We start from the raw sequence: 21,827 nt of genomic DNA on the forward strand, positions 1-21,827 counted from the left end.
CACTGATTCCTTTAACCACCTACGACCACCTTCGGGATGCCCGCCCTCCTCATCTCCCAATCCACCACTGTCTTGGCAGAAACCCAGCGGAACTAGTACATTTTCGCTGGGTAGTTCTTCAGTTCCAAGTTCTGGGACAGCCACTGGACACCTTCAAGCAATCCTAGTCTGGATGACTCCAGATTGCTGCTATACCAGCGAATCCTCACGCCATACTGCGGCTTACCTGGCTGGGCATTCAATGCACCCATCAATCCTTCAGTCTTCATGTTCCAGGCTTCAATGCTTTGCGCCAGCTCGAGCATTTGCTGGGATGCCGGAACGTCAAACAGACCACTACGCCCGGCATCTCTTAAAACTTCCGCGCGCAGGTGAAGAATTCTCAGATCGATTACTTCCGAATTTTCCAGTTCAACCGTCGCGCTACTCGGCTCAAGCAGGTGCGCACGAATTCCGGAGATCTCAGCGGAAAGCAGCGCGTGATATCTGGCCCTGTCTGCGTCCTGTTTGAAAGACTCTTGATAGTTGAAGAGTGCCATTGCCGTGGAGACACCAATCAGAATCGAGGCAACGGTCGCACATGCGGTGTGGAACCAAGGCAGGATTTCCGGACGCTTCCACTTGTACAACGCGCACGAATAACCGAAAAGAATCGCAATTCCGGCGATTAGCGTTAGGTACTTCATGTGCTCCCTGCTCAGTTTGTTTGCCTACAATTCCAAATTTACTGCTGTACAGACTGGTCACTGACAATCACGTTGTCGATTACGATCTGCACCAGTTCATCATAGGCTCGAACATTTATGCTGGACAAGCAGAATGCCATAGGATGACCGCGACAAATTCCCGTCAGTTTGGCTTATCCGCGGCGCCGCCGAACAAGCCCAGGAGGCCTTGACGGCGATCGATCCGGACGAGCTGACCCCGAAGCAGGCCATGGAAGCGCTGTACTCGCTGAAGGCGCTGCTGGAGCCGCGTCCGCCAGCAGGACGGAGCCAAACACGGGCTCGGCTGCCTTCGCATTTCCGTAGTACACACGGCGTTATGCTCGGGCGGTTCGTCCTTCACAGACCGGAGACCGCCATGAACACCGAATCCCTTGCTGCATCCCTCTTCCAGCAGCTGCAGCAGGGCCAAGGCCTGCAGCAGGTCTCGCAGCAGCTCGGCCTGGACAGCAGCCAGGCTACCCAGGCCGTCGGCAGCGCGCTGCCGCTGCTGCTCGGCGCGATGGGCCAGAACGCCAGCGAACCGCAGGGTGCGCAGTCCCTCCTCAATGCCCTGCAGCGCGACCACCTCGGCGCGGGTAGCGGTGCCGGCGGATTCGACATCGGCAGCATCCTCGGCGCGGTGATGGGCGGTGGCGGCGGCAACGCCACCAACGGTGCCGGCATCCTCGGCCACGTGTTCGGCGGGCAGACCTCGCAGGCGGCCGAAGTGCTGGGCCAGAAGACCGGCCTGGACAGCGGCAGATCCAGCCAGCTGTTGGCGATCCTGGCCCCCATCGTCATGTCGTTCCTGGCCCAGCGGTTTGCCCAGAGCGGCAACGCCGGCCAGCTCAGCCAGGCCCTGGGCCAGGAAGCACAGCAGTCCGGCGGCGGCATCGGCAGCCTGCTCGGCGGTGCGCTCGACCAGGACGGCGATGGCCAGTTCGGCGCCAGCGATCTGTTCAAGCTCGGCGCGGGCCTGCTCAAGCGCTGATCGCGCACAACGATGCAAGCGCCGCCCACCATAGGCATCCACTATCGCATCGGTTGAATCAATCGAATTTACCCATGGTTAGGCGATGCCTATGGTGGGTAAGCGATCTGATTCCCTCATTCGCCAGCCCACAGGTAGAGACCCATGAAAAGCGAAGCGAAGTGCCCGTTCAACCATGCCGTCGTCGGTGATGCGACGACCAACCGCGACTGGTGGCCGAACCAGCTGCGCGTGGACCTGCTCAACCAGCACTCCACGCGCTCCAATCCCCTTGATGCGGGCTTCGACTATGCCAAGGCTTTCAACGGGCTGGACTACAGCGCCCTGAAGGCCGACCTGAAGGCGTTGATGACCGACTCGCAGGACTGGTGGCCAGCCGACTTCGGCCACTACGGCGGGCTGTTCATCCGCATGGCCTGGCACAGTGCCGGCACCTACCGCATCGGTGACGGCCGTGGTGGCGGTGGTCGTGGCCAGCAACGCTTCGCTCCGCTCAACAGCTGGCCCGACAACGTCAGCCTGGACAAGGCACGCCGCCTGCTGTGGCCGATCAAGCAGAAATATGGCCAGGCCATTTCCTGGGCCGACCTGCTGATCCTGACCGGCAACGTCGCACTGGAATCGATGGGCTTCAAGACGCTCGGCTTTGCCGGCGGCCGTCCCGATACCTGGGAGCCGGACCAGGACGTGTACTGGGGCCGCGAGACCACCTGGCTCGGTGGCGACGTGCGCTACAAGCACGGCTCGGAGGGCGTGGAAGAGGGCCACGGCGTGCTGGTGTCCGATGACGATGCTGACGGCGACGTGCACTCGCGCAAACTGGAAAACCCGCTGGCTGCCGTACAGATGGGCCTGATCTATGTGAACCCGGAAGGCCCGGATGGCAATCCCGATCCGGTGCTGGCCGCGCATGACATCCGCGACACTTTCGGCCGCATGGCGATGGACGATGAGGAAACCGTCGCCCTGATCGCCGGTGGCCACAGTTTCGGCAAGACCCATGGTGCCGGCCCGGCCGACCACGTCGGCAAGGAACCGGAAGCAGCGGGCCTGGAAAGCCAGGGCCTGGGCTGGGCCAACAGCTTCGGCAGCGGCAAGGGCGGCGACACCATCACCAGCGGCCTGGAAGTCACCTGGACCCGCACCCCCGCGCAGTGGAGCCACGACTTCTTCGAGATCCTGTTCGGCAACGAATGGGAGCTGAGCAAGAGCCCGGCCGGCGCGCACCAGTGGGTCGCCAAGAATGCGGACGCAGTGATTCCCGATGCGCACGATCCGTCGAAGAAGCACCGCCCGACCATGCTGACCACCGACCTGTCGCTGCGCATGGACCCGGCCTACGAAAAGATCTCGCGGAAATTCCTTGCTGATCCGCAGGCCTTCGCCGATGCCTTCGCCCGCGCCTGGTTCAAGCTGACCCATCGCGACATGGGCCCACGTGCGCGCTATCTCGGCCCAGAGATTCCGGCCGAGGAATTCATCTGGCAGGACCCGGTGCCGGAAGCCAGGCACCCGTTGATCGACGCCAAGGACATCACCGCGCTGAAGCAGAAGATCGCAGCGACCGGCCTGAGCGTGGCCGAGCTGGTGTCCACCGCGTGGGCCTCGGCCTCGACCTTCCGCGGTTCGGACAAGCGCGGTGGCGCCAATGGTGCACGCGTGCGCCTGGCACCGCAGAAGGACTGGGCGGTGAACCAGCCGCAGCAGCTTGCCAAGGTGCTGGCCGCGCTGGAAAAGGTCCAGGCCGAGTTCAACGGCGCGGGCAGCAAGCAGGTGTCGCTGGCCGACCTGATCGTGCTGGCCGGTGGCGTCGGCATCGAGCAGGCAGCGAAGGCCGGCGGCCATGACCTGAGCGTGCCGTTCACTCCGGGCCGCACCGATGCCAGCCAGGAACAGACCGACGTCGAATCGTTCGCGGTGCTGGAACCGGCTGCCGATGGTTTCCGCAACTACCTCAAGGGCGCATACAGCGTGCCGGGTGAGGCGCTGCTGATCGACAAGGCTCAGCTGCTGACCCTCACCGCACCGGAAATGACCGCCCTGGTCGGTGGCCTGCGCGTGCTCGGCGCCAATGCTGACGGCGGCAGGCACGGCGTGTTCACCAGCCGTCCCGGCACGCTGAGCAACGACTTCTTCGTCAACCTGCTGGACATGGGCACCACCTGGAAGGCGACCGGTCGCGAAAGCTATGAAGGCCTCGGCCGCAGCGATGGCGCTGCGCGCTGGACCGGCACCCGTGCCGACCTTGTGTTCGGCTCCAACGCCGTGCTGCGCGCCCTGGCCGAGGTTTACGCCAGCGCCGATGGCGAGAAGAAGTTCGTGCAGGATTTCATCGCCGCCTGGACCCGGGTGATGGAGCTGGATCGCTACGACCTGCACGGTTGATCGGATATGCCAGGTGCCAACCTTGGTTGGCACCTGGCACAACGCCCACCGAGGTGGGCGACTACCAGCGCCCGGGCGGCGCCGTCACAGGGCGTCGATATCACCCAATGCACGGATCAACCGGCGTGCGCGCTTGTCCGGCTTGTGCTCCGGTGCCTGGTAGCCATCACGCGCGGCAATGCGCAGCGCACGCTGTTCGGCGCGGCGGGCCTTGGAGGCTTCGCTCTCGGCATACAACTGCTGCGCCACCGGCGCCGGACCGCGCTGGTCGCTCAGGCCCATCACCTGGATCTCGAAGTGTTCTTCACCGCGATCGACCAGCAGCTGCTCTCCCACGCGTACTGCGCGCGAGGATTTCGGACGCTGCCCGGCCACGGATACCTTGCCGGTCTCGATCGCCTGTTTGGCCAGGCTGCGGGTCTTGAAGAAGCGGGCCGCCCACAACCAGATGTCCAGACGGACGCTGGGCGCCAACGGGGAAAGCTCGGACATCGGTGGGGACTACTCCGTTCGCTTGTTCAGGGGGCGCGGATTGTCGGGGTCGGTGCGGCAGCCGCTGCCCCCGATCAATGCCGGCGTGCCGGCCGCCAGATCCTGGCGCTGGCTGCCGACCAGGCACTCGGGGCGGTCGGTCGGCCGCACCTGGGTATCACCCAGCCGGTCACCCGACGAACATGCGGCCAGTGCCGCTGCGATCAAGGCCGCCACGATCATCCGCATCGCCTGTTGTGGTTGATGCATTGCCACATCCTGCAAACCGGCTTGATGCTAGTGTGCGCCTCCCGGCAATCGATCACCACTCCATGGCCAAAGCGCCGCTTGACCTGACCTCCGGCCCGATCGGCCGCAACCTGCTGCTGTTCGCGCTGCCGATCCTGGCAGGCAACATCGCGCAGTCGCTGAACGGCTCGGTGAATGCGGTATGGGTGGGGCGCTTCCTTGGCGAAGCGGCACTGACCGCGACCGCGAACGCCAACAACATCATGTTCTTCCTGATCGGTTCGGTGTTCGGCTTCGGCATGGCCTCGACCATCCTGATCGGCCAGGCCATCGGTGCGCGCGACATCGCCCAGGCACGACGCGTGGTCGGCACCAGCGCCACGTTCTTCATCGGCCTGTCAGTCATCATCGCCATCGCCGGCTGGTTCCTGGCCCACCCGCTGCTGGCGGCGATGGGCACGCCTGCCGCCTCGCTGCCGTTGGCCGAGGCCTACCTGCGCATCATCTTCCTGGCGATGCCGACGCTGTACGCCTTCGCCTTCCTCAGTGCGGCGCTGCGCGGTGCCGGTGATTCGCGCACGCCGTTCCGCTTCCTGCTGGTCTCGGTGGTGCTGGACATCGCCCTGAACCCGGTGCTGATCTTCGGCATGGGGCCGTTCCCGGAACTGGGCATCGCCGGCTCGGCCTGGGCCACGCTGGTGTCGCAGACGCTGTCGCTGGCCGGCCTGCTGCTGTACATGCGGCACAAGCGGCACACGCTGTGGCTGGGCCGCGCCGACATGCACCTGTTCAAGCTGGACATGACCATCCTGCGTGCGCTGGTGGTCAAGGGCGTGCCGATGGGCCTGCAGATGGTGCTGATCTCGCTGTCGGTGATCATGCTGATGACCATGGTCAACCAGTACGGCACTGACACCGGCGCAGCCTACGGTGCATCGCTGCAGCTGTGGAACTACGTGCAGATGCCGGCGATGGCGATCGGTGCGGCGTGTTCGTCGATGGCCGCGCAGAATGTCGGTGCGCAGCGCTGGGATCGCGTGCGCGGTACCGCACGCCAGGGCATCGCGTTCAACTTCCTGCTGACCGGCGCGTTGATCCTGCCGCTGGTGCTGCTGGACCAGTATTCGCTGGCCTTGTTCCTGCCGCAGGGCAGCGAGTCGCTGCAGATCGCGCGGCACCTGAACCACATCGTGATCGGTTCGTTCCTGTTCTTCGGCGTCAGCTTCGTGATCTCCGGCGTGGTGCGCTCCACCGGCGCGGTGCTGCCGCCGCTGCTGATCCTGGCCGCGTCGCTGTGGGGCGTGCGCGTGCCGTTCGCCGAATTCCTGCAGCCGTACTGGGGTGCCGATGCGATCTGGTGGAGTTTCCCGGCCGGCTCGCTGGTGTCGATGCTGCTGTCGCTGGCGTATTACCGCTGGGGTGGCTGGCGCAAGGCGAAGATGATCAGTACACCGGTGCATGCCGAAGAACTCGCCACGCCCTCGGAGATTCCCGCCTGTCCGCCTTCGCCGGTGGCCGACCCGGATGCGGCGCTGGAAACCATTCCACCGCGTTGAACATGCACCGGTAGTGCCGGCCGCTGGCCGGCAATTCCATGGACGTCGCAAACATCGCGCAGTTGCCGGCCAGCGGCCGCACTACCGCTTTTTCTTTTCCGCGTTGTGCCTGGCGGCGGCGCGCAGCAGTGCTTTCAGCGCCGTAGCATTGGGCATGCCGCCTTCGTGGATGTCGATCGCGCGGCGTGTGCCGCCTTCCAGGCTGGCATTGAACAGACGCTTCGGGTCCGGCAACGCGGCGCCGTGGGCGAAGGTCAGCTTCACCGCCTGCTTGTAGGTTTCGCCGGTGCACAGGATGCCGTTGTGCTCCCACACCGGTGTGCCGCGCCATTTCCAGGTTTCCTCCACGTCCGGCAGCGCCTCGTGGATCAGCGCGCGCACGCGGGCGAGGATGTCGCCGCGCCAATCAGCGAGCTCGGCGATGCGGGCGTCAATCAGGGCGGCAGCGGGGAGAGCGGCATCTGCGGGATCGGACTTCTGCGTGGCCATCGCGTGGTCTCGTTCGGGGAAAGAACCTGGGGGATTACATGCGTTCGCCAGGCAGCCGGCTGGCCTGCCGCACCCAGTGGAGGAACCGCGCCTCGTCCAGCGGCTCGTCCTCAAGGATGTGCAGGTAGCGCGTGTCGACGCTCTTGGACGGTTCAGGCGGAACAGGCTGCAACAGCGCGCCGCGGAAGAACGCGACTTTGATGTAGCGGGTGAAGCAATGGAAGCTGAGGAACCAGCCCTCACCGGCGGCGATGCCGTACATCGGCGAGTTCCATTTCACTGCTTTGTGCACGCCGGGCGCGGCCTGTTCGATCAGTGCATCAAGACGTGCACCGACAGCACGCTTCCAGTCCGGCATGGCGGCGATGTAGGCCTGCACGGGCGCATCGCCCTCGCCCTTGGCGATCTGCGGGTTACCGCCGGACAGCAGCTTCGGCGCGGCACTGCTGGCAGGTCGCTTGGCGGGCATCGCAGGGGCCATGAGGGTCGAAGGCCCGAGCGTACGCCGCCGCCCGGCAGCGGTCACGGCGCACTGCGCCATGGCCTCAGAGGCTGCTGCGGAACTGCCGCCAGGTGGGCAGCTTGCGGGCGCCGCGCAGGAACCACATCAGGGTGGCCATCACCAGGCCGAACATCACGCCTGCCACCACCCCGGCAAGCAGCAGCAGTTCCAGCGCCGGGGCCCTGCCCTGCCACAACAGCAGCCACATCAGTACCGTCCAGAACACGCCAAACAGCAGGCCCTGCAGCAGCGTATTGGTCAGGAAACCGGCCAGTACCGGCGGCGGCAGCGCGACACCCAGCCGCCACAGCATGCGGTGCAGCAAGGGGGCCGCTTCCCTCCGTGGCACCCCGGAACGGTCCAGGAAGCGCAGCGCCACCTGGATGTCCGCCGGGTATCGATGGTCGCTCTCATCCATCCACTGAAACTAACGAGGCGGCAGCACAAACGCAAACGGCCGCCCGAAGGCGGCCGTCGCGGCAACAACCGAAGTTGTTTATCAGCCCTTGGTTGCCAGACGGGCAGCCTTGGCGGCGGCAGCAGCAGCCAGATCTTCCTTGATGCGGGCAGCCTTGCCTTCCAGGCCACGCAGGTAGTACAGCTTGCCGGCGCGGACCTTACCACGACGCTTCACTTCGACCGAGTCGATGATGGCGCTGTGGGTCTGGAACACGCGCTCGACGCCGTAGCCGTGCGAGATCTTGCGCACGGTGAACGAGGAGTTCAGGCCGCCGTTCTTGGTCGCGATGACAACGCCTTCATAGGCCTGCACGCGCTCGCGGGTACCTTCCTTCACCTTCACGTTGACGACAATGGTGTCGCCCTGGCTGAACTGCGGCAGTTCGCGGGTGATCTGGGCGGATTCGAATTCCGCGACGATGGACTTGTTCAGCTTGCTCATGGGTTACACCGATTCATTGTTCGGGTGGGCGTGTCATTCGACAGCGTGGGCTCATGCAGTCACCGGACTGTGCTGCACGTTTGTTTTTGGGTACTGCGCACCGGCCGGGGCCGGCGTAATTGGCCATGATAGCCGATAAAGCAGGGCTGGCGCTAGACCTTGCCCTTTTCCGCCGGGACCTGGCGGGCCAGGGCCAGCAGCTTGCGGTCGGCCTTGCCCAGCGCCTGTTCATCCAGCAGGTCCGGGCGCCGCTGTGCGGTACGGATCAACGACTGCTGCCGGCGCCAGGCGGCGATGGCGGCATGGTTGCCCGAGCGCAGCACGTCCGGCACGTCCCCCAGCGGATGCTGGGCCGGCTGGCTGTAATGCGGGCAGTCGAGCAGGCCGAGGTCGCCCTCGAAACTGTCCTGCGCCGCCGATTCGGCGTCATTCAAGGCGCCTTCCTGCAGCCGGGCCACCGCGTCGATGATGACCGCCGCCCCCAGCTCGCCGCCGGACAGCACATAGTCGCCGAGGGAAATCTCCTCGTCGACATTGGCGGCCAGGAAGCGCTCGTCGATGCCCTCATAGCGGCCGCAGAGCAGGACCATGCGCGGCAATGCCGCCAGTTCCCGCACCTTGGCCTGGGTCAACGGCGCGCCCTGCGGGCTGAGATGGATCACCCGCGCAGGCGTCGGATCGGCCTCGCGGATCGCCTGCAGGCAGGCCTGCAACGGCTCGATCAGCATCACCATGCCCGGGCCACCGCCGAACGGACGATCGTCCACCCGGCGGTAGTTGCCCTCGGCGTAGTCACGGGGATTCCAGCCATGCAGGCTGAACAACCCCTTTTCCTGCGCACGGCCGACCACACCCAGTCCAGCGGACTGGGCGAGGAAATCGGGGAACAGGGTGATGACGTCGAAACGCATGCTCACACTCAGAACTCGGGATCCCAGTCGACCACGACCAGATTGGCCTCGAAGTCGACCGAGGTGATGAAATCCGGCAGCACGAACGGAATCATCCGTTCGCGATCGCCGCGCACGACCATCACATCGTTGGCGCCGGTACTGAACAGGTGCGAGACCTGGCCGAGGGCAACGCCTTCGACGGTCTTCACATCCAGGCCTTCCAGATCGACCCAGTAATACTCGTCGGCATTGGGCGGCGGCAGCGCACTGCGGGCCACGAAGACCTCGGTGCCATGCATCGCCTCAACCGTGTCGCGATCCTCGATGCCCGGGAAACGGGCCACCAGGTGCTTGCCGGTATCCCGGCCACGGGCGCCTTCAAGCGTCGATTCCTGCCCGTTGGGGCTGCGCAGGATCCACGGTTGGTAACGGAAAATAGCGGAACGCGGCTCGGTCCAGGACTCGAGCTTTATTTCGCCGCGCACACCAAAAGCGCCGACAATCCTGCCAAGCAGGATGCGGCGCTCGTTATCTTTCATCTGCGTTCAATCAGATGGGCCGCACCAGGGCGCGGCCCGTCAGGATCAGGCCGCAGCGGCCTGGGACTTGCTCGCTTCCTTGATCAGGTTGCGAACTTTCTCGGTCGGCTGGGCGCCGTTCTTGACCCAATGGTCAACGCGGGCCAGGTCCAGCTCGATGCGCTTCTCGCCACCCTGTGCAACCGGGTTGTAGAAGCCGACGCGCTCGATGTTGCGGCCGTCGCGGGCGCTGCGGACGTCGGTGACGATGATGTGGTAGAACGGACGCTTCTTGGCGCCGCCGCGGGTCAGTCGAATCTTGACCATGGTGGTTTTTTCCTATTGCCCAGTCGCCAGGATGGCGCGGTAAGCGGGCGATTATAGCGGCAGAGTCCGGCCGAGCCAACCCCGCAAAAAAAAACGGGCCTGTCCGGTAGCGCCGGGCCATGCCCGGCGGCTTTCATTCAGCAACGTGATGGATTCAGCGGCTGATCCCGCGTCCGGCCAATGCCAAAGGCGTCACGCGGCGCCCAACGCAGGCAGCGCGACACGATCCGTGTCGAACACGTCGACCTCGTGACGTTGCAGCAGATCATCAAATGCGTCCGCGCCAATCTGCTCGATCAGGCGCCGCTTCCGGAGCGTTGAGTGTCGTCAGGATATCGACCGAACGCTGGCGACGGTCATCGTAAAAGGCCTGGACCTTGGGCCGTGCGTCGCCGCCCATGATCTTCATCGCGTGCATCGCTACCGCGCGATGCTGCTCGGTGACTGTGCCCATACGGATTGGAACTCCTGCTGTGCTGTGCTGTGCTGTGAAAGCATCCGCCGGGCATGGCCCGGCGCTACCCACCATGGGTCTCCACGATAGGGCCGGGGCATGCCCGGCGAGCATCCTCCAACGCACCTTGTTCAGGAAAGCGACTGCCAGGGCACCCGGGCCAACACCGCCCTGCCCTGTTCGGCCAGGGCCTGCGAACCCGGCAGCGCCTGACCATTGATGGCATCCAGCGCCCACACCCCGCTGGCGTTGCAGGCGAAAGCCGCCCGCATGCCGGCCAGCTCATCCAGCAGCAACGGCCGGGTCTGCTGCCGCCCCACCCAGCCTGCCTGCAGCAGCGCTTCAGCAGTACCCCGCAACGCCGGTGCCTGGGGCCAGATCAGGTGTTCACCGTCATGCACGGCCAGGTTCCAGGTGGTGCCCTCGCTGATCTGCCCGTCGGCAGTGACGAACAGCGCATCGTCGAAACCCGCTGCCAACGCCGCACGGCGCTGGGCGAACAGGCCAAACGTACCGACATGCTTGATCTGCGGCAGCTCTCGCTGCCATGTCGCGCTGCGTACGCGTTTCGGCGCGGTCAGCGCGACCGGCACGGAGACGGCAACCAGTACATCCACCGGCACGCTTGCCAGCGGCGCGCGGAAATCGAAACGGCGCGAGAACACGGTGACCCGCATCGATGCGTCGACCTGGCCGGCCTGTTGCAGCGCCTGCGCCATCCACGCCTGCACCTGCGCGATATCGAGCCCGCTGCCGAACAGTTCCTGCGTTGCCTTGGCCAGCCGCTGCAGATGCAGATCAAGACCCTGCACCGCGTTGCCGCGCACCTGCAACGAGGTGAAGTGGCCGTAGTTGGTCAGCGCCGGCAGCAGGTCTTCGGCCCGCGCCGTTGCGCCGTTGCAGGTCACCGTCATCGCAGCAGCGCCTGCGCCTGTTCCCACATGCCACGCAGCACGTCAGCGGCCGGCGCTGCAGGTGCCATCCACGCCGACTGCCCGGCCCAGGCCTGCATCGCAGCAAGCCGGTTTTCCTGCGTGGCCTGCTTGCGCATCGGTCCGGTCAGGCCACGCTGCACCGGGTACGGGCGCGGCGCGGGTGCGCCCTCGGCAGCAGCTGCACGCACGTAGGCAGTCGCCAGGCCGCGGCCAAGGCGCCCACTGAACGCGCGCGTCGGCCAGGTGTCTTCGGGTTCGCTGCGGGCCAATGCATCGGCCCATGCCGGCGCCACCGCTGCTTCGGGTGTGCGCAGGAAGGCCGTGCCGATCTGCACGGCGCTGGCCCCGAGCATCAAGGCAGCAGCAATGCCGCGACCGTCGCCGATGCCGCCCGCAGCGATCACCGGAATATCCAGGTTGTCCGCCAGCCGCGGCAGCAGTGCGAACAGGCCGACCAGCTGCTGCTCTGCACGCATCGGATCGAAGGCGCCGCGATGGCCGCCGGCTTCGGCGCCCTGCGCGACCACCGCGTCAGCACCCGCGTCCTGCGCAGCGCGCGCTTCGGCCAGCGTCGTAGCGCAGGCGATCCAGGCGATGCCCGCATCCTTCAACTGCTGCACATGACGCGGCGACAGCACGCCCATGATGGTCGAGGCCACCGCCGGCCGTGCCGCCAGCAGCGCACTGAACTGCTCCTCGAAATCGGCAGGCGTGGCATCCGCTGCGCTGGCCGCAACCTCCGGCCCCCACTGGCCCAGGAACGCACGCGTGGCGGCCTCGGCGGCCACATCGCGCACCGGCGCGGGATCGGGCAACCACAGGTTCACCTGCGCCGGCCCGCTGGACGCTGCACGGAAGTCCTGCATCCAGCGACCGATATCCGCCGCCGGCGACAACACGGCCCCCATCGCGCCCATGCTGCCGGCGTTGGCCAGCGCGGCGGAAAGCGGAACCGGACAGGCGCCGGCCATCGGTGCCAGCAGGATCGGCAGCTGCAATGAAAAACGCCGACAGAAATCGTCGGCGCGTTCGAGAATCGGCGAAAGGCTCACGCGACGCACCTGTGGGAGGAGTCGCTGCCAGCATACGCCAGACACTGTGGACGGGAGCGTCGCCCCGGGCGATGCGCTCCCGCCTGGCTCAGCGTGCAGACACCGCGTAGGTGCGGACCAGCTGGCTGTCCATTTCTTCGTTGAACTTGAACGTCACGTAGCGCGCGTCATCAGCGGCGAACTCTTCCTCGGCGCTGGCGCGACCGATCTCGGTGCCCTCGGCATCCAGCGCACGCGCCACCAGCTTGCCCTTGAACGCCTTGTCGGCCACCACGTACACCGCCGCGTCCTTGGAGCCCATGCCACGGCTCTTGCCGAGGGTGACGGTGAGGCCCTGCGCGGCCAGGCCCGGATCGGCCTGCAGCGTCACGTTCATGCGCTTGTCCACGCCCTCGCCCAGCCCGGCGACGAAATCGGCAGCGGTACCACTGATGGCGCTACCGGCCTTCTGCGACACGGAGGTGTCGTCCTTGCAGGCAACCAGCCCGAGGGCCAGCGCGATCACCGCGATCGACTTGTTCATGCACATTCCTTTGATTGATTCCGCGGGTTGTTCAAGCGTTCGATACAGCGCGCGCTCAGCGGAACGGCATGCCACGGCCGCCCATGGCGCCCATCATGCCCTTCATGCTGCGCATCATGCCCTTCATGCCGCCGCCGGCCATCTTGCTCATCATCTTTTCCATCTGCATGTACTGCTTCATGAGCTTGTTGACGTCGGCCGGGGTCACGCCCGAGCCCTTGGCGATGCGGGCGCGACGCGAGCCATTGAGCAGGTTCGGGTTGCGCCGTTCCTTCTTGGTCATCGAGCCGATGATGGCGATCATGCGCGGCACTTCCTTGCCCTGGCTGACCTGCTGCTTGAGGTGCTCGGGAATCTGGCCCAGGCCCGGCAGCTTGTCCATCAGGCCGCCGATGCCGCCCATGTTCTGCATCTGCTCGAGCTGGTCGCGCATGTCGTTCAGATCGAACTTCTTGCCCTTGGCGACCTTCTCGGCCAGCTTCTGCGCCTTGTCCTTGTCGACCTGCTGCTCGACCTGCTCGACCAGCGACAGCACGTCGCCCATGTCGAGGATGCGGCTGGCGATACGGTCCGGGTGGAACACGTCCAGGCCTTCCGGCTTTTCACTGACACCGACGAACTTGATCGGCTTGCCGGTGATGTAGCGCACGCTCAGCGCGGCGCCGCCACGGGCGTCACCGTCGGTCTTGGTCAGGACCACGCCGGTCAGCGGCAGCGCATCACCGAAGGCCTTGGCGGTATTGGCCGCGTCCTGGCCGGTCATGGCATCGACCACGAACAGCGTTTCAGCCGGGTTGACCGCAGCGTGCAGGGCCTTGATCTCGGCCATCATCGCTTCGTCGATGGCCAGGCGGCCGGCGGTATCAACCAGCAGCACGTCGACGAACGACTTGCGCGCGTCATCGATGGCGGCGCGGACGATGGCCTCCGGCTTCTGCTCGGCGCTGGACGGGAAGAACAACACGCCCACCTGCTCGGCCAGCGTCTTCAGCTGCTCTATCGCCGCCGGACGGTAGACGTCGGCCGAGACCACCATCACCTTCTTCTTGCGCTTTTCCTTCAGGTGCTTGGCCAGCTTGCCGACCGTGGTGGTCTTGCCGGCGCCCTGCAGGCCCGCCATCAGGATGATGGCCGGCGCGGGAACGTTGAGGTTCAGGTCGCTGGCTTCGGCGCCCATCACCGCGGTCAGCTCGTCGCGCACGACCTTGATCAGGGCCTGACCCGGGGTCAGCGACTTCAGCACTTCCTGGCCGACCGCACGCACCTTGATGCGTTCGATCAGGGCCTGCACCACCGGCAGCGCGACGTCGGCTTCAAGCAGCGCGATGCGGACCTCGCGGGTCGCCTCGCGGATGTTCTCTTCGGTCAGGCGGCCACGGCCGCGCAGGCGCTCGATGGTGCCGGAAAGGCGCTGGGTCAGGGACTCGAACATGCGGCGCAACCTGTCTGAAAGCGGGGGACAATAAGGCCCACAGTATAACGGGTCCATCGCGCTCCCCGGACTGCGACGCCACGCCCGTCGCCAGCACCGCGGGGGTATGCGAAACTTCAACGATGACAATCGTTCTCATCGCCGTCCTGCTCTACCTGGCCGCCAGCGCCCTGCTGGTGCGCGCCCTTGGTCGCAACGACGGGGTGACCTCGCCCGCGTGGCTGTGGCCTGCGCTGCCGGCGATGCTGCTGCATGGCGGTTACCACGTGCTGGTGGCGATGCGCACGACCGGCGGCCCGGACATGCACTTCTTCGCCGCGTTGTCGCTGGTCGGCCTGGGAATGGCCTGGCTGACCTCGCTGGTGGGCGCGCGCGGGCGCATGTCCACCCTCGGCGTGGTGGTGTTCCCGCTGGCCGCGCTGCTGCTGGTGGTCTACCACGGCTACGGCCATGAACCGAGCAAGGTGCTGGGCTGGCGCCTGGCCAGCCACGCCTGGCTGGCCCTGCTGGCCTACGCCACGCTGAGCATCGCCGCGCTGCTGGCGATCATGCTGTGGCTGCAGGAGCGTGCGCTGCGGCGCCGTGAATTCCGTCCGTGGCTGCGTGCGCTGCCGCCGATGGCCGATCTGGAATCGCTGCTGTTCAGGGTGATCACCGTCGGCTTCGCCCTGCTGACCCTGACCCTGGTTACCGGCGTGCTGTTCGTCGACGACCTGCTGGCGCAGAAGCTGGTGCACAAGACGGTGCTGAGCGTGCTGTCGTGGATCGTGTTCGGCGTGCTGCTGATCGGCCGCCGCCGCTATGGCTGGCGCGGCACCAAGGCGGTGCATTGGACGCTGACGGCGATGCTGTTGCTGCTGCTGGCGTTCTTCGGCAGCCAGTTCGTGATCGAGCTGGTGTTCGGGCATTCGCGCTAGAGGCATGCCGACCAACGGTCGGCACCCACCCCAACATCACCTGGTCGTGCCGCCGGCCGGCAATCGGAGCACGGTAGATCCACGCCATGCGTGGATGCCCCGGATGCTCAGTGCAGCGGTTGGGCCAGGATCCTGCGCACCGAGCGACCACTGTTGGTGAGGATGTCGTCGACCTGCCAGCAGCCCTCCCCTTTGCGCACCATCGGCACGCGGGTCACGTAGGCCTTGCCCCAGACCGGATAGCGCATTTCGACCTGGCCGGCCGTGGCCGAGGCCTGCTTCCAGCTGTAGCGCACCGGGCTGTCGATCTCCCCGTCCTGCGCGTCCAGCCACGGATCGGAATCGAGCGTGCAGATGCCCTCTTCGCGCACCTGGCAGGCACGCTCGCCGTGCAGCGCCTTGGCAAACGCCGCACTGACCAGTGCCTGCGGCGGCTCCAGCAGGTCGCCCTTGCCGGTGGTCGCTTCGAAGAAGGCGCGCGCCACGTCAGCCGGTTGCTGGCAGGCCGGCGCGGCCTGCACGGTGGGGACCAGCAGCAGGCCGATGATCACCCACATCCTTGTCTTTCGCATATCCAGTTCCTTGACGGTGGAAGGACGCCGGGCATGGCCCGGCGCTACCCATGCGTGTTGCCCGGTAGTGCCGGGCCATGCCCGGCGAACGCGCATCGCGGCAGGGATTACAACCCGTACCGTTCGATCGCGTCCAGATGCGGCTGGCGGTCCTGGTCGCAGGCCTCGGCCAGGCGCAGCCAGCAGTGTGGATGTGCCCACTCCGCCGTGGCCTGCTGCAGGAAGCGGTGCAGCGCCAGCGGCGCATGGTCCTGCGGCTGGGCAACGGTGAACAACAGGCCCGGCAACGTCCCGTCTTCCACGTCCGGATCGGTCACGGTGTAGTCCGCACGGCTGTGCGCCCATACCTTCCAGCCCTGTGCCTCGGCCGCTTCGACGAAGTCATTCCATGCCTCCTCGCCCGGGTGCGCGCCGTCGACCAGCCAGCTGCGCGCGAAACCACCCCGCTCCAGCACATGCACCTGCGCATAGGTCGGAATGAAGTGCTCGCGCTCCGCTTCGTCCTCTGGTGCGGGGTGTACCAGGCCGGCGTCGAACACCACCCAGTCCCCCACCTGCTGCGCGCGGTTGGCCGGTGCGTTCTCGACGATGCGCGCGGTCACCGGGCCGCTGCGGCGGGCGTAGTACTCCATCGGCTCGCCGCCTTCTTCGCTGCGGATGATCACCCAGCCCCAGGGCTCTTCGACCACGCCCTGCTGGCTGGACAGTTCCATGCCGATTGCTGCCGCCGAGCGGCGCACCGCATCCCAGTCGCGCGCCGCACTGGCCGCACTCATATGGTCCCAATGCGCGGCACTGGGCTCTTCCAGCAGTTCCACCAGCTGCGCATAGCAGGCCTTCGCTTCGCTGAAGCGGCCGGTCTCCATGTACATGCGGGCAAGCGTCCCGCGTGCGCCGTTCGAGCCTGGCGACAACGCCAGCAATGCCTGCGCGGCCTGTTCCAGTGCAGGCCAGTCGGACGCGCGCCGTGCACGCTGCACCTCGCACCAGTGCGCGAACACCGGCACGCTGTCGCGGTAGGTCGCGGCCAGCCTGCGCAGGCCATCATCATCGCCCTGCTCGGCCAGCCAACGCATCAGCGTGTAGGCCGCCGCGCCGTCTTCCTGCGCGTGGCCGCGCACGAAGTCCCACAGCAGCGCCTGCGCTTCCGTCTTCGCGCCACACGCGTGCAGCGCCGAGGCGGCGACCTCGGCCAGCGCGCCGTCGTCCGGCCGCTCGGCGTGCGCCTGCAGCAGCCACTGCGCTTCGCGCTCGGGATCGCGCGACTGGTTCTGTTCGCCCTGCGCTTCCAACCACGCCAGCAGCTCAGCGGCAGGCACCGGCAGCGGCGCCATCTGCGGCAGCGCTTCGATGCGTGCCGCCAGACCGGCCACCAGCGCGGCAGCGCCGCGGTCCTGGCGCAGCTGCGCCAGATGGGTGCGGGCCAGACCCAGCTGGCGCTGCGCCACCCAGCGTGCACCGCGCTGCAGGGCCAGCTCCAGGCTCAACGCGGCGATCTCGATCACCAGGCGATGCGCGCCGACAGCGGCGAAGTGCTCGATGATCGTGTTGAAGCGCGTTCCCAGATCCCAGGTGTTGCGGGCGGCATCACGGCTGCACAGTGTCGAAGCGGTATTGGCCCACAACCGCCAGTGATTCGGCGTCAGCTCGCTCCAGGGCACCAGCTGCTGCAGCGCCTCTTCATCGCGCCCCAGCTGGGCCAGTGCCCAGGCCTTGGACAGCCGGCGCGGCACCGTGCAGTTGGCAGGCTCGTATTCGCCCGCAGCGGCCACTTCGGCTTCGCGCTTCTCGATCAGCACCAGCGCTTCCTGCGCACGGCCGCTGGCGAGCAGGATCTTGATCTGCATTTCAGGGATGCTGTCGAACACTTCCTTGCCGCGCGCCTGGATCGCCGCCGCCTGCACCTGCAGGTAATCCAGCGCGTCCTGGCCGCGGCCGTCGTCCAGCAGCGCGTCGGCCTTCTCGCAGCTCAGGCACTGGAAGCAGGCCCAGCTCGGGTCGATGCGGCCCAGCGTCTCGTCGCAGACCTCGATGCGTTCGGGCACCCAGCCCGGACCATCGATGTTGCCGTAGCAGGCAGCAAGATCCTGGGTGACGCAGATCGACTGCGGGCAGTCCAGGGTATCGGCACGGTGTGCGCGCTCGAACAGCGCTACCGACTCGCCCAGCGCGCTTTCACCTTCCACGCGGTTGCCGACGCGGTTGCGCAGCGCCCAATGGCCGACATAGACGTCGACCCAGGGGTTGTCCAGCGCCTTGCCCAGCGCGCGCGCTTCGGGCAGCAGTGCATCGACGCGGTCGACCTGCAGTTCACTGACTTCATCGGCAAGGCGGGTCAGCAGGTGGGCGTTCTGCGCCTGGCCTGCCTGCCGCAGGTCTTCCTGCAGTTTTTCGACCCAGTTCCAGATATCCATGGGGGTAATGCTCCTGTCTAGCGAAGGCTGGATGAGAGGGAGTAGCGGTGCTCAGCGCAGCATCTGCTGCAGGGCACCGGCAATATCGATAAATGCACCATTGAGATCGGGGCCCGGCGTCGCCGCGCTCTGCTGCAGCGGCCGGCCCTGTGCGGACACGATGATCTTCAGCGAGCGCAGCAGGCGCGCGGCCGCCCCGGCCTGCGGGTGGCCCTCGCGCTGGGCCTGCAGCAACGCCTGCACCGCTGGATTGTCCAGGTTGAGGTACAGCCGCGACGGCGCACGCGCCTCGATGCGCGCGGTGAACTGGCGCGCCAGCCGCAGCGCCGCCATCGATACGCGCTTGTCGTTCTCGTCGTCTTCCAGGCGCTGTTTCAGTTCGGCTTCGCGGTCGGGCACCACCACCACCGGCAGCGCCTCGGGGCTGAACCGCGCCGGCAGCAGCTGTTCGCCATCGCCCAGGTGTTCGCGCAGCCAGGCCAACTGCGTATCGTCAAGGCTGTCGTCGGTGCGGAACAGTGCGCGGTTGCCCTGCTCGGTACCCAGTTCGACCAGGCGCAGGCCCTTGGCCTGGGCCCAGCGCCGCAGGAACGGCACCACCGCGTAGCGATGACCATGCGCGACCGGCACGCCCATCGCGCGGAACAGCATTTCCTCGAAGCCACCACCGTTGTCGAGGATCACATGCACTGCGCCGCGCGCCGGCAACGCGCTGGCCGGCAGGTCACCCTGCGAGGTCGGCACGCGCACGTGTTCCAGCAGCAGGTCGAACAGGCGCTCATCGCACAGCGCTGCGCCCAGCAGGGCCTCGTTGTGGCGGCTGAGCACGCGTCGCCAGGCTTCGGGCTGCTGCCGGGCGACGTCGGCCAGGCCATCGATCAGCGCTTCCAGCAGGGCGTGCTGCACGGCGCGATAGTGGTCATCGCGCTGCAGGTCCTCGCGGCTGGCGGTCGGGGTCAGCTTCGACGATTCGATCACCCCGCCGATGAAACCGGCCCAAGGCGGCAGCAGGTCGCGTGCATCGTCGTCCAGCAGCATGCCGCGCACGAACACCGACAGGTTGCGGTTGTCGCTGGTGCCGTAGGTGGCACCGTCCTGCACCCAGAGCATGCCGACGGCGTCGCTGCTGCCATCGGGCTGCAGCGGCATCGTCACGATGGGCTCGAAATCGTGTTCGAAACGGGCCGCGAACTGCTGCGCCTGGCGGCGTGCCTGCACCGGATGCAGGGCGACGTCACCCTGCCCGCGCCACGGCGGCGGTTCGGGATTGATCGCGGCGGCCGCCGCACCGATGAAGATCGGCTCGGACAGCAGCGCGCAGTAGCGGCCCAGCACCTCGTACAGGCGCGCTTCGTTGGCCAGCGGCAGGAAGTCCGGATGCAGCTCCAGCTCGACCTCGGTGCCGATCGCGCGCGCCGGCACTTCGCTGACGGTGTACTGCTCGGCGTTGCTGGACACGTACAGGTGGCCCAGCTGCGGCGCCTGGTAGGAGGTGGTGCGCACGCTGACACGGCGCGCCAGTACGAAGGCCGACAGGAAACCCAGGCCGAACATGCCGATCAGGCCTTCATCGTCCTGGCCGTCCTGGCGCAGGCCCCGGGTGTAACCGACACCGACCGTGGCCAGGTAATCGTGGATTTCCTGCCGGGTCAGGCCGGCACCGGTATCGGTGATGCGCAGCACGCCGGCGGCGACATCGACCTGCACGTCGATGCGCGACACACTCTGGATGCCGGGCTGCTCGATACGGCGACGGATGATCGAATCGTGCGCGTTCTGCACAAGCTCGCGCAGCGCCACCATCGGCGTGGAATACAGGTGCTTGCCCAGCACCGTCATCAGTCCATTGAGATCGACCCCGGCGCGGCGGATTTCGGCGGCGGGGGTGCTGAACATCGGGTCCTGCATGTAAACGATTACTCCTTGCCACGGAAAGGCGCCAGGGGGCGCCTTCGTCGAGCCGGGAAAACTAGCACAGGCTGGCTGACCGCTGCTGTGCCGTCGGCCGCATCTGCAGGTCCGAGCACGGACCCGCCCCCGGTCACGCCGCGTCGATGGCCTCGGACAGGCGTTCGACCGCGATCACTTCCATGCCCTTCACCGAGCCGCCCTTGGGGGCATTGGCCTTGGGCACGATGGCGCGCTTGAAACCGTGGGTCGCCGCCTCGCGCAGGCGGTCCTCGCCGTTGGGCACCGGTCGGATCTCACCGGACAGGCCGACTTCGCCGAACGCGATGGTCTTCTCGGCCAACGGACGGTCCTGCAGCGAGGACAGCACCGCCAGCAGCACCGGCAGGTCGGCGGCGGTCTCCTGCACGCGGATGCCGCCGACCACGTTGACGAACACGTCCTGGTCGCCGACCAGCACGCCGCCATGCCGATGCAGCACCGCCAGCAGCATGGCCAGGCGGTTCTGCTCCAGCCCCACCGCCACGCGGCGCGGATTGGACAGCGGCGAGGCGTCGACCAGCGCCTGCACTTCCACCAGCAGCGGCCGGGTGCCCTCGCGGGTAACCATCACGCAGCTGCCCGGCTGGTGCGTGCTGGCACCGGAAAGGAAGATCGCCGACGGATTGGAGACCTCCTTCAGGCCCTTGTCGCCCATCGCGAACACGCCCAGCTCATTGACCGCACCAAAGCGGTTCTTGAACGCGCGCAGCAGGCGGAAGCGGCTGCCGCTCTCACCTTCGAAATACAGCACGGCATCGACCATGTGCTCCAGCACGCGCGGGCCGGCGATGCCGCCTTCCTTGGTCACATGGCCGACCAGGAACACGGCGGTTCCGGTTTCCTTGGCGAAACGCACCAGCCGTGCGGCACTCTCGCGCACCTGACTGACCGAACCGGGCGCGGCGGTCAGCGTCTCGGTCCAGAGCGTCTGTACCGAGTCGGCCACGATCAGCCGCGGCCCACTCTTGGTGGCGTGCTGCAGGATGGATTCGACACCGGTCTCGGCCAGCGCGTTGACGCCCTCCAGCGGCAGCTCCAGCCGATGCGCGCGGCCGGCGACCTGGGCCAGTGATTCTTCACCCGTGACGTAGAGCACCGGCAGGACCGCGGCCATCTTCGCCACCGCCTGCAGCAGCAGAGTGGATTTGCCGATGCCCGGATCACCACCGACCAGCACCACCGCGCCCTCGACCAGGCCGCCGCCGAGCACGCGGTCGAATTCGCCGATGCCGGTGCTGACCCGGTTGTGTTCGGTCTGCGCCACGTCCTTCAGTGCGGTGATCTTCGGCGGGTCGATCTTGCCCGCCCAGCCGGCACGGCGCGACGCCGGCGCCTTGGCCGCCGCAGCGCTCTCAAGGACGATTTCCGACAGCGAGTTCCAGGCATTGCACTCGGTGCACTGGCCTTGCCACTTGCTGTATTCGGCGCCGCATTCATTGCAGACATACGCGGTGCGGGCTTTGGCCATCGGAGATTTCCTGCAGGGGCAACGAGCGTGGCAGGATAGCCGAGCCGGGTCGCAGCTGCTGCGACCACTCAAGTCCCACCCGTCGGTGCCGATAGCGGTGGCGGGCGTGCGCCTTGCGGGC

The 21,827-nt window shown here is 66.7% G+C and carries 23 protein-coding genes; 4 read left to right on the forward strand and 19 right to left on the reverse strand.

All coding sequences use genetic code 11. The features are described from left to right. Positions 1-92: 92 nt before the first annotated feature. Positions 93-686, reverse strand: a complete 594-nt coding sequence (locus tag K5K93_RS06610; RefSeq protein WP_222390259.1) for a hypothetical protein — start codon at positions 684-686, stop codon at positions 93-95. Between the two features lie 397 nt (positions 687-1,083). Between K5K93_RS06610 and K5K93_RS06615 the strand changes: the two genes are divergently transcribed. Then, positions 1,084-1,698 (forward strand): DUF937 domain-containing protein, encoded by a 615-nt coding sequence (locus K5K93_RS06615; protein WP_222390260.1) that lies wholly within the window; start codon positions 1,084-1,086, stop codon positions 1,696-1,698. Between the two features lie 144 nt (positions 1,699-1,842). After that, positions 1,843-4,083 carry a catalase/peroxidase HPI gene (katG, locus tag K5K93_RS06620; RefSeq protein ID WP_222390261.1) on the forward strand — a complete coding sequence of 747 codons (2,241 nt, stop codon included), beginning with the start codon at positions 1,843-1,845 and terminating at the stop codon, positions 4,081-4,083. An 84-nt stretch (positions 4,084-4,167) separates the two neighbouring features. On the opposite strand, the gene K5K93_RS06625 is transcribed toward katG, so the two are convergent. Together K5K93_RS06625 and K5K93_RS06630 are read right to left on the reverse strand one after the other, a co-directional pair. Next, positions 4,168-4,575 carry an RNA-binding S4 domain-containing protein gene (locus K5K93_RS06625; RefSeq protein WP_222390262.1) on the reverse strand — a complete coding sequence of 136 codons (408 nt, stop codon included), beginning with the start codon at positions 4,573-4,575 and terminating at the stop codon, positions 4,168-4,170. Between the two features lie 9 nt (positions 4,576-4,584). Further along, the gene (locus K5K93_RS06630; RefSeq protein ID WP_025873813.1) at positions 4,585-4,824 is read right to left on the reverse strand and encodes a hypothetical protein; all 240 of its coding nucleotides are present in this window, start codon (positions 4,822-4,824) and stop codon (positions 4,585-4,587) included. 62 nt (positions 4,825-4,886) lie between these two features. Here K5K93_RS06630 and K5K93_RS06635 point away from each other — a divergent pair, with 62 nt between their 5' ends. After that, positions 4,887-6,359 (forward strand): MATE family efflux transporter, encoded by a 1,473-nt coding sequence (locus tag K5K93_RS06635; protein ID WP_025873814.1) that lies wholly within the window; start codon positions 4,887-4,889, stop codon positions 6,357-6,359. Positions 6,360-6,440: 81 nt separating this feature from the next. On the opposite strand, the gene K5K93_RS06640 is transcribed toward K5K93_RS06635, so the two are convergent. The 12 genes from K5K93_RS06640 to ffh form a co-directional block, all read right to left on the reverse strand. Further along, entirely contained in the window at positions 6,441-6,848 is a 408-nt protein-coding gene (locus tag K5K93_RS06640) for a DUF1801 domain-containing protein (protein ID WP_093817675.1), read from the reverse strand. Positions 6,849-6,882: 34 nt separating this feature from the next. Continuing rightward, a complete protein-coding gene (locus K5K93_RS06645; protein ID WP_222390263.1) occupies positions 6,883-7,317 on the reverse strand; it encodes a DUF1801 domain-containing protein in 435 nt (144 codons plus the stop codon). Positions 7,318-7,393: 76 nt separating this feature from the next. Further along, the gene (locus K5K93_RS06650; protein ID WP_222390264.1) at positions 7,394-7,768 is read right to left on the reverse strand and encodes a DUF6404 family protein; all 375 of its coding nucleotides are present in this window, start codon (positions 7,766-7,768) and stop codon (positions 7,394-7,396) included. An 81-nt stretch (positions 7,769-7,849) separates the two neighbouring features. Then, positions 7,850-8,251 (reverse strand): 50S ribosomal protein L19, encoded by a 402-nt coding sequence (rplS, locus tag K5K93_RS06655; RefSeq protein ID WP_025873818.1) that lies wholly within the window; start codon positions 8,249-8,251, stop codon positions 7,850-7,852. Positions 8,252-8,403: 152 nt separating this feature from the next. Continuing rightward, positions 8,404-9,162: a tRNA (guanosine(37)-N1)-methyltransferase TrmD gene (gene trmD / locus K5K93_RS06660; RefSeq protein ID WP_025873819.1), complete on the reverse strand. Its 759-nt coding sequence runs from the start codon at positions 9,160-9,162 to the stop codon at positions 8,404-8,406. Positions 9,163-9,170: 8 nt separating this feature from the next. After that, positions 9,171-9,683, reverse strand: a complete 513-nt coding sequence (rimM, locus tag K5K93_RS06665; protein WP_049470186.1) for a ribosome maturation factor RimM — start codon at positions 9,681-9,683, stop codon at positions 9,171-9,173. A 45-nt stretch (positions 9,684-9,728) separates the two neighbouring features. Further along, the gene (gene rpsP, locus K5K93_RS06670; RefSeq protein ID WP_025873821.1) at positions 9,729-9,989 is read right to left on the reverse strand and encodes a 30S ribosomal protein S16; all 261 of its coding nucleotides are present in this window, start codon (positions 9,987-9,989) and stop codon (positions 9,729-9,731) included. Positions 9,990-10,257: 268 nt separating this feature from the next. Then, positions 10,258-10,443 carry a hypothetical protein gene (locus K5K93_RS06675; RefSeq protein ID WP_261311944.1) on the reverse strand — a complete coding sequence of 62 codons (186 nt, stop codon included), beginning with the start codon at positions 10,441-10,443 and terminating at the stop codon, positions 10,258-10,260. A gap of 131 nt (positions 10,444-10,574) precedes the next feature. Next, positions 10,575-11,357 (reverse strand): aminotransferase class IV family protein, encoded by a 783-nt coding sequence (locus tag K5K93_RS06680; protein WP_222390265.1) that lies wholly within the window; start codon positions 11,355-11,357, stop codon positions 10,575-10,577. After that, positions 11,354-12,430, reverse strand: coding sequence for a nitronate monooxygenase (locus tag K5K93_RS06685; RefSeq protein WP_099842140.1), 1,077 nt, complete (start codon positions 12,428-12,430; stop codon positions 11,354-11,356). The genes K5K93_RS06680 and K5K93_RS06685 overlap by 4 nt, the downstream gene beginning before the upstream one ends. Positions 12,431-12,518: 88 nt before the next feature. Beyond that, positions 12,519-12,953, reverse strand: coding sequence for a hypothetical protein (locus tag K5K93_RS06690; RefSeq protein WP_222390266.1), 435 nt, complete (start codon positions 12,951-12,953; stop codon positions 12,519-12,521). A 55-nt stretch (positions 12,954-13,008) separates the two neighbouring features. Next, positions 13,009-14,385 carry a signal recognition particle protein gene (gene ffh, locus K5K93_RS06695; RefSeq protein WP_099821058.1) on the reverse strand — a complete coding sequence of 459 codons (1,377 nt, stop codon included), beginning with the start codon at positions 14,383-14,385 and terminating at the stop codon, positions 13,009-13,011. Between the two features lie 122 nt (positions 14,386-14,507). Between ffh and ccsA the strand changes: the two genes are divergently transcribed. Next, a complete protein-coding gene (gene ccsA, locus K5K93_RS06700) occupies positions 14,508-15,302 on the forward strand; it encodes a cytochrome c biogenesis protein CcsA (RefSeq protein WP_025873825.1) in 795 nt (264 codons plus the stop codon). A gap of 107 nt (positions 15,303-15,409) precedes the next feature. Here the strand turns inward: ccsA and K5K93_RS06705 are convergent, their stop codons facing one another. From K5K93_RS06705 to radA, 4 genes are all read right to left on the reverse strand, one after another. Continuing rightward, positions 15,410-15,874 (reverse strand): YbjP/YqhG family protein, encoded by a 465-nt coding sequence (locus tag K5K93_RS06705; RefSeq protein ID WP_222390267.1) that lies wholly within the window; start codon positions 15,872-15,874, stop codon positions 15,410-15,412. A gap of 107 nt (positions 15,875-15,981) precedes the next feature. Further along, the gene (locus K5K93_RS06710) at positions 15,982-18,288 is read right to left on the reverse strand and encodes a tetratricopeptide repeat protein (RefSeq protein ID WP_222390269.1); all 2,307 of its coding nucleotides are present in this window, start codon (positions 18,286-18,288) and stop codon (positions 15,982-15,984) included. 51 nt (positions 18,289-18,339) lie between these two features. Then, entirely contained in the window at positions 18,340-20,196 is a 1,857-nt protein-coding gene (locus tag K5K93_RS06715) for an ATP-binding protein (RefSeq protein WP_222390271.1), read from the reverse strand. Positions 20,197-20,329: 133 nt separating this feature from the next. Next, entirely contained in the window at positions 20,330-21,706 is a 1,377-nt protein-coding gene (gene radA, locus K5K93_RS06720; protein WP_025873829.1) for a DNA repair protein RadA, read from the reverse strand. Between the last annotated feature and the right edge of the window lie 121 nt (positions 21,707-21,827).

The sequence above is a fragment of the Stenotrophomonas sp. DR822 genome (assembly GCF_019793815.1).
Classification (GTDB): Bacteria; Pseudomonadota; Gammaproteobacteria; order Xanthomonadales; family Xanthomonadaceae; genus Stenotrophomonas; species Stenotrophomonas indicatrix.

Coding starts and splice junctions, on each gene's coding strand:
- K5K93_RS06645 (WP_222390263.1), bottom strand. CDS start 7,317: ATGCCCGCCAAGCGACCTGCCAGCAGTGCCGCGCCGAAGCTGCTGTCC.
- K5K93_RS06715 (WP_222390271.1), bottom strand. CDS start 20,196: ATGCAGGACCCGATGTTCAGCACCCCCGCCGCCGAAATCCGCCGCGCC.
- K5K93_RS06610 (WP_222390259.1), bottom strand. CDS start 686: ATGAAGTACCTAACGCTAATCGCCGGAATTGCGATTCTTTTCGGTTAT.
- K5K93_RS06690 (WP_222390266.1), bottom strand. CDS start 12,953: ATGAACAAGTCGATCGCGGTGATCGCGCTGGCCCTCGGGCTGGTTGCC.
- K5K93_RS06635 (WP_025873814.1), top strand. CDS start 4,887: ATGGCCAAAGCGCCGCTTGACCTGACCTCCGGCCCGATCGGCCGCAAC.
- radA (WP_025873829.1), bottom strand. CDS start 21,706: ATGGCCAAAGCCCGCACCGCGTATGTCTGCAATGAATGCGGCGCCGAA.
- K5K93_RS06680 (WP_222390265.1), bottom strand. CDS start 11,357: ATGACGGTGACCTGCAACGGCGCAACGGCGCGGGCCGAAGACCTGCTG.
- K5K93_RS06650 (WP_222390264.1), bottom strand. CDS start 7,768: ATGGATGAGAGCGACCATCGATACCCGGCGGACATCCAGGTGGCGCTG.
- rplS (WP_025873818.1), bottom strand. CDS start 8,251: ATGAGCAAGCTGAACAAGTCCATCGTCGCGGAATTCGAATCCGCCCAG.
- ffh (WP_099821058.1), bottom strand. CDS start 14,385: ATGTTCGAGTCCCTGACCCAGCGCCTTTCCGGCACCATCGAGCGCCTG.
- rpsP (WP_025873821.1), bottom strand. CDS start 9,989: ATGGTCAAGATTCGACTGACCCGCGGCGGCGCCAAGAAGCGTCCGTTC.
- katG (WP_222390261.1), top strand. CDS start 1,843: ATGAAAAGCGAAGCGAAGTGCCCGTTCAACCATGCCGTCGTCGGTGAT.
- K5K93_RS06640 (WP_093817675.1), bottom strand. CDS start 6,848: ATGGCCACGCAGAAGTCCGATCCCGCAGATGCCGCTCTCCCCGCTGCC.
- rimM (WP_049470186.1), bottom strand. CDS start 9,683: ATGAAAGATAACGAGCGCCGCATCCTGCTTGGCAGGATTGTCGGCGCT.
- K5K93_RS06705 (WP_222390267.1), bottom strand. CDS start 15,874: ATGCGAAAGACAAGGATGTGGGTGATCATCGGCCTGCTGCTGGTCCCC.
- K5K93_RS06675 (WP_261311944.1), bottom strand. CDS start 10,443: ATGGGCACAGTCACCGAGCAGCATCGCGCGGTAGCGATGCACGCGATG.
- K5K93_RS06615 (WP_222390260.1), top strand. CDS start 1,084: ATGAACACCGAATCCCTTGCTGCATCCCTCTTCCAGCAGCTGCAGCAG.
- trmD (WP_025873819.1), bottom strand. CDS start 9,162: ATGCGTTTCGACGTCATCACCCTGTTCCCCGATTTCCTCGCCCAGTCC.
- K5K93_RS06710 (WP_222390269.1), bottom strand. CDS start 18,288: ATGGATATCTGGAACTGGGTCGAAAAACTGCAGGAAGACCTGCGGCAG.
- ccsA (WP_025873825.1), top strand. CDS start 14,508: ATGACAATCGTTCTCATCGCCGTCCTGCTCTACCTGGCCGCCAGCGCC.
- K5K93_RS06625 (WP_222390262.1), bottom strand. CDS start 4,575: ATGTCCGAGCTTTCCCCGTTGGCGCCCAGCGTCCGTCTGGACATCTGG.
- K5K93_RS06630 (WP_025873813.1), bottom strand. CDS start 4,824: ATGCATCAACCACAACAGGCGATGCGGATGATCGTGGCGGCCTTGATC.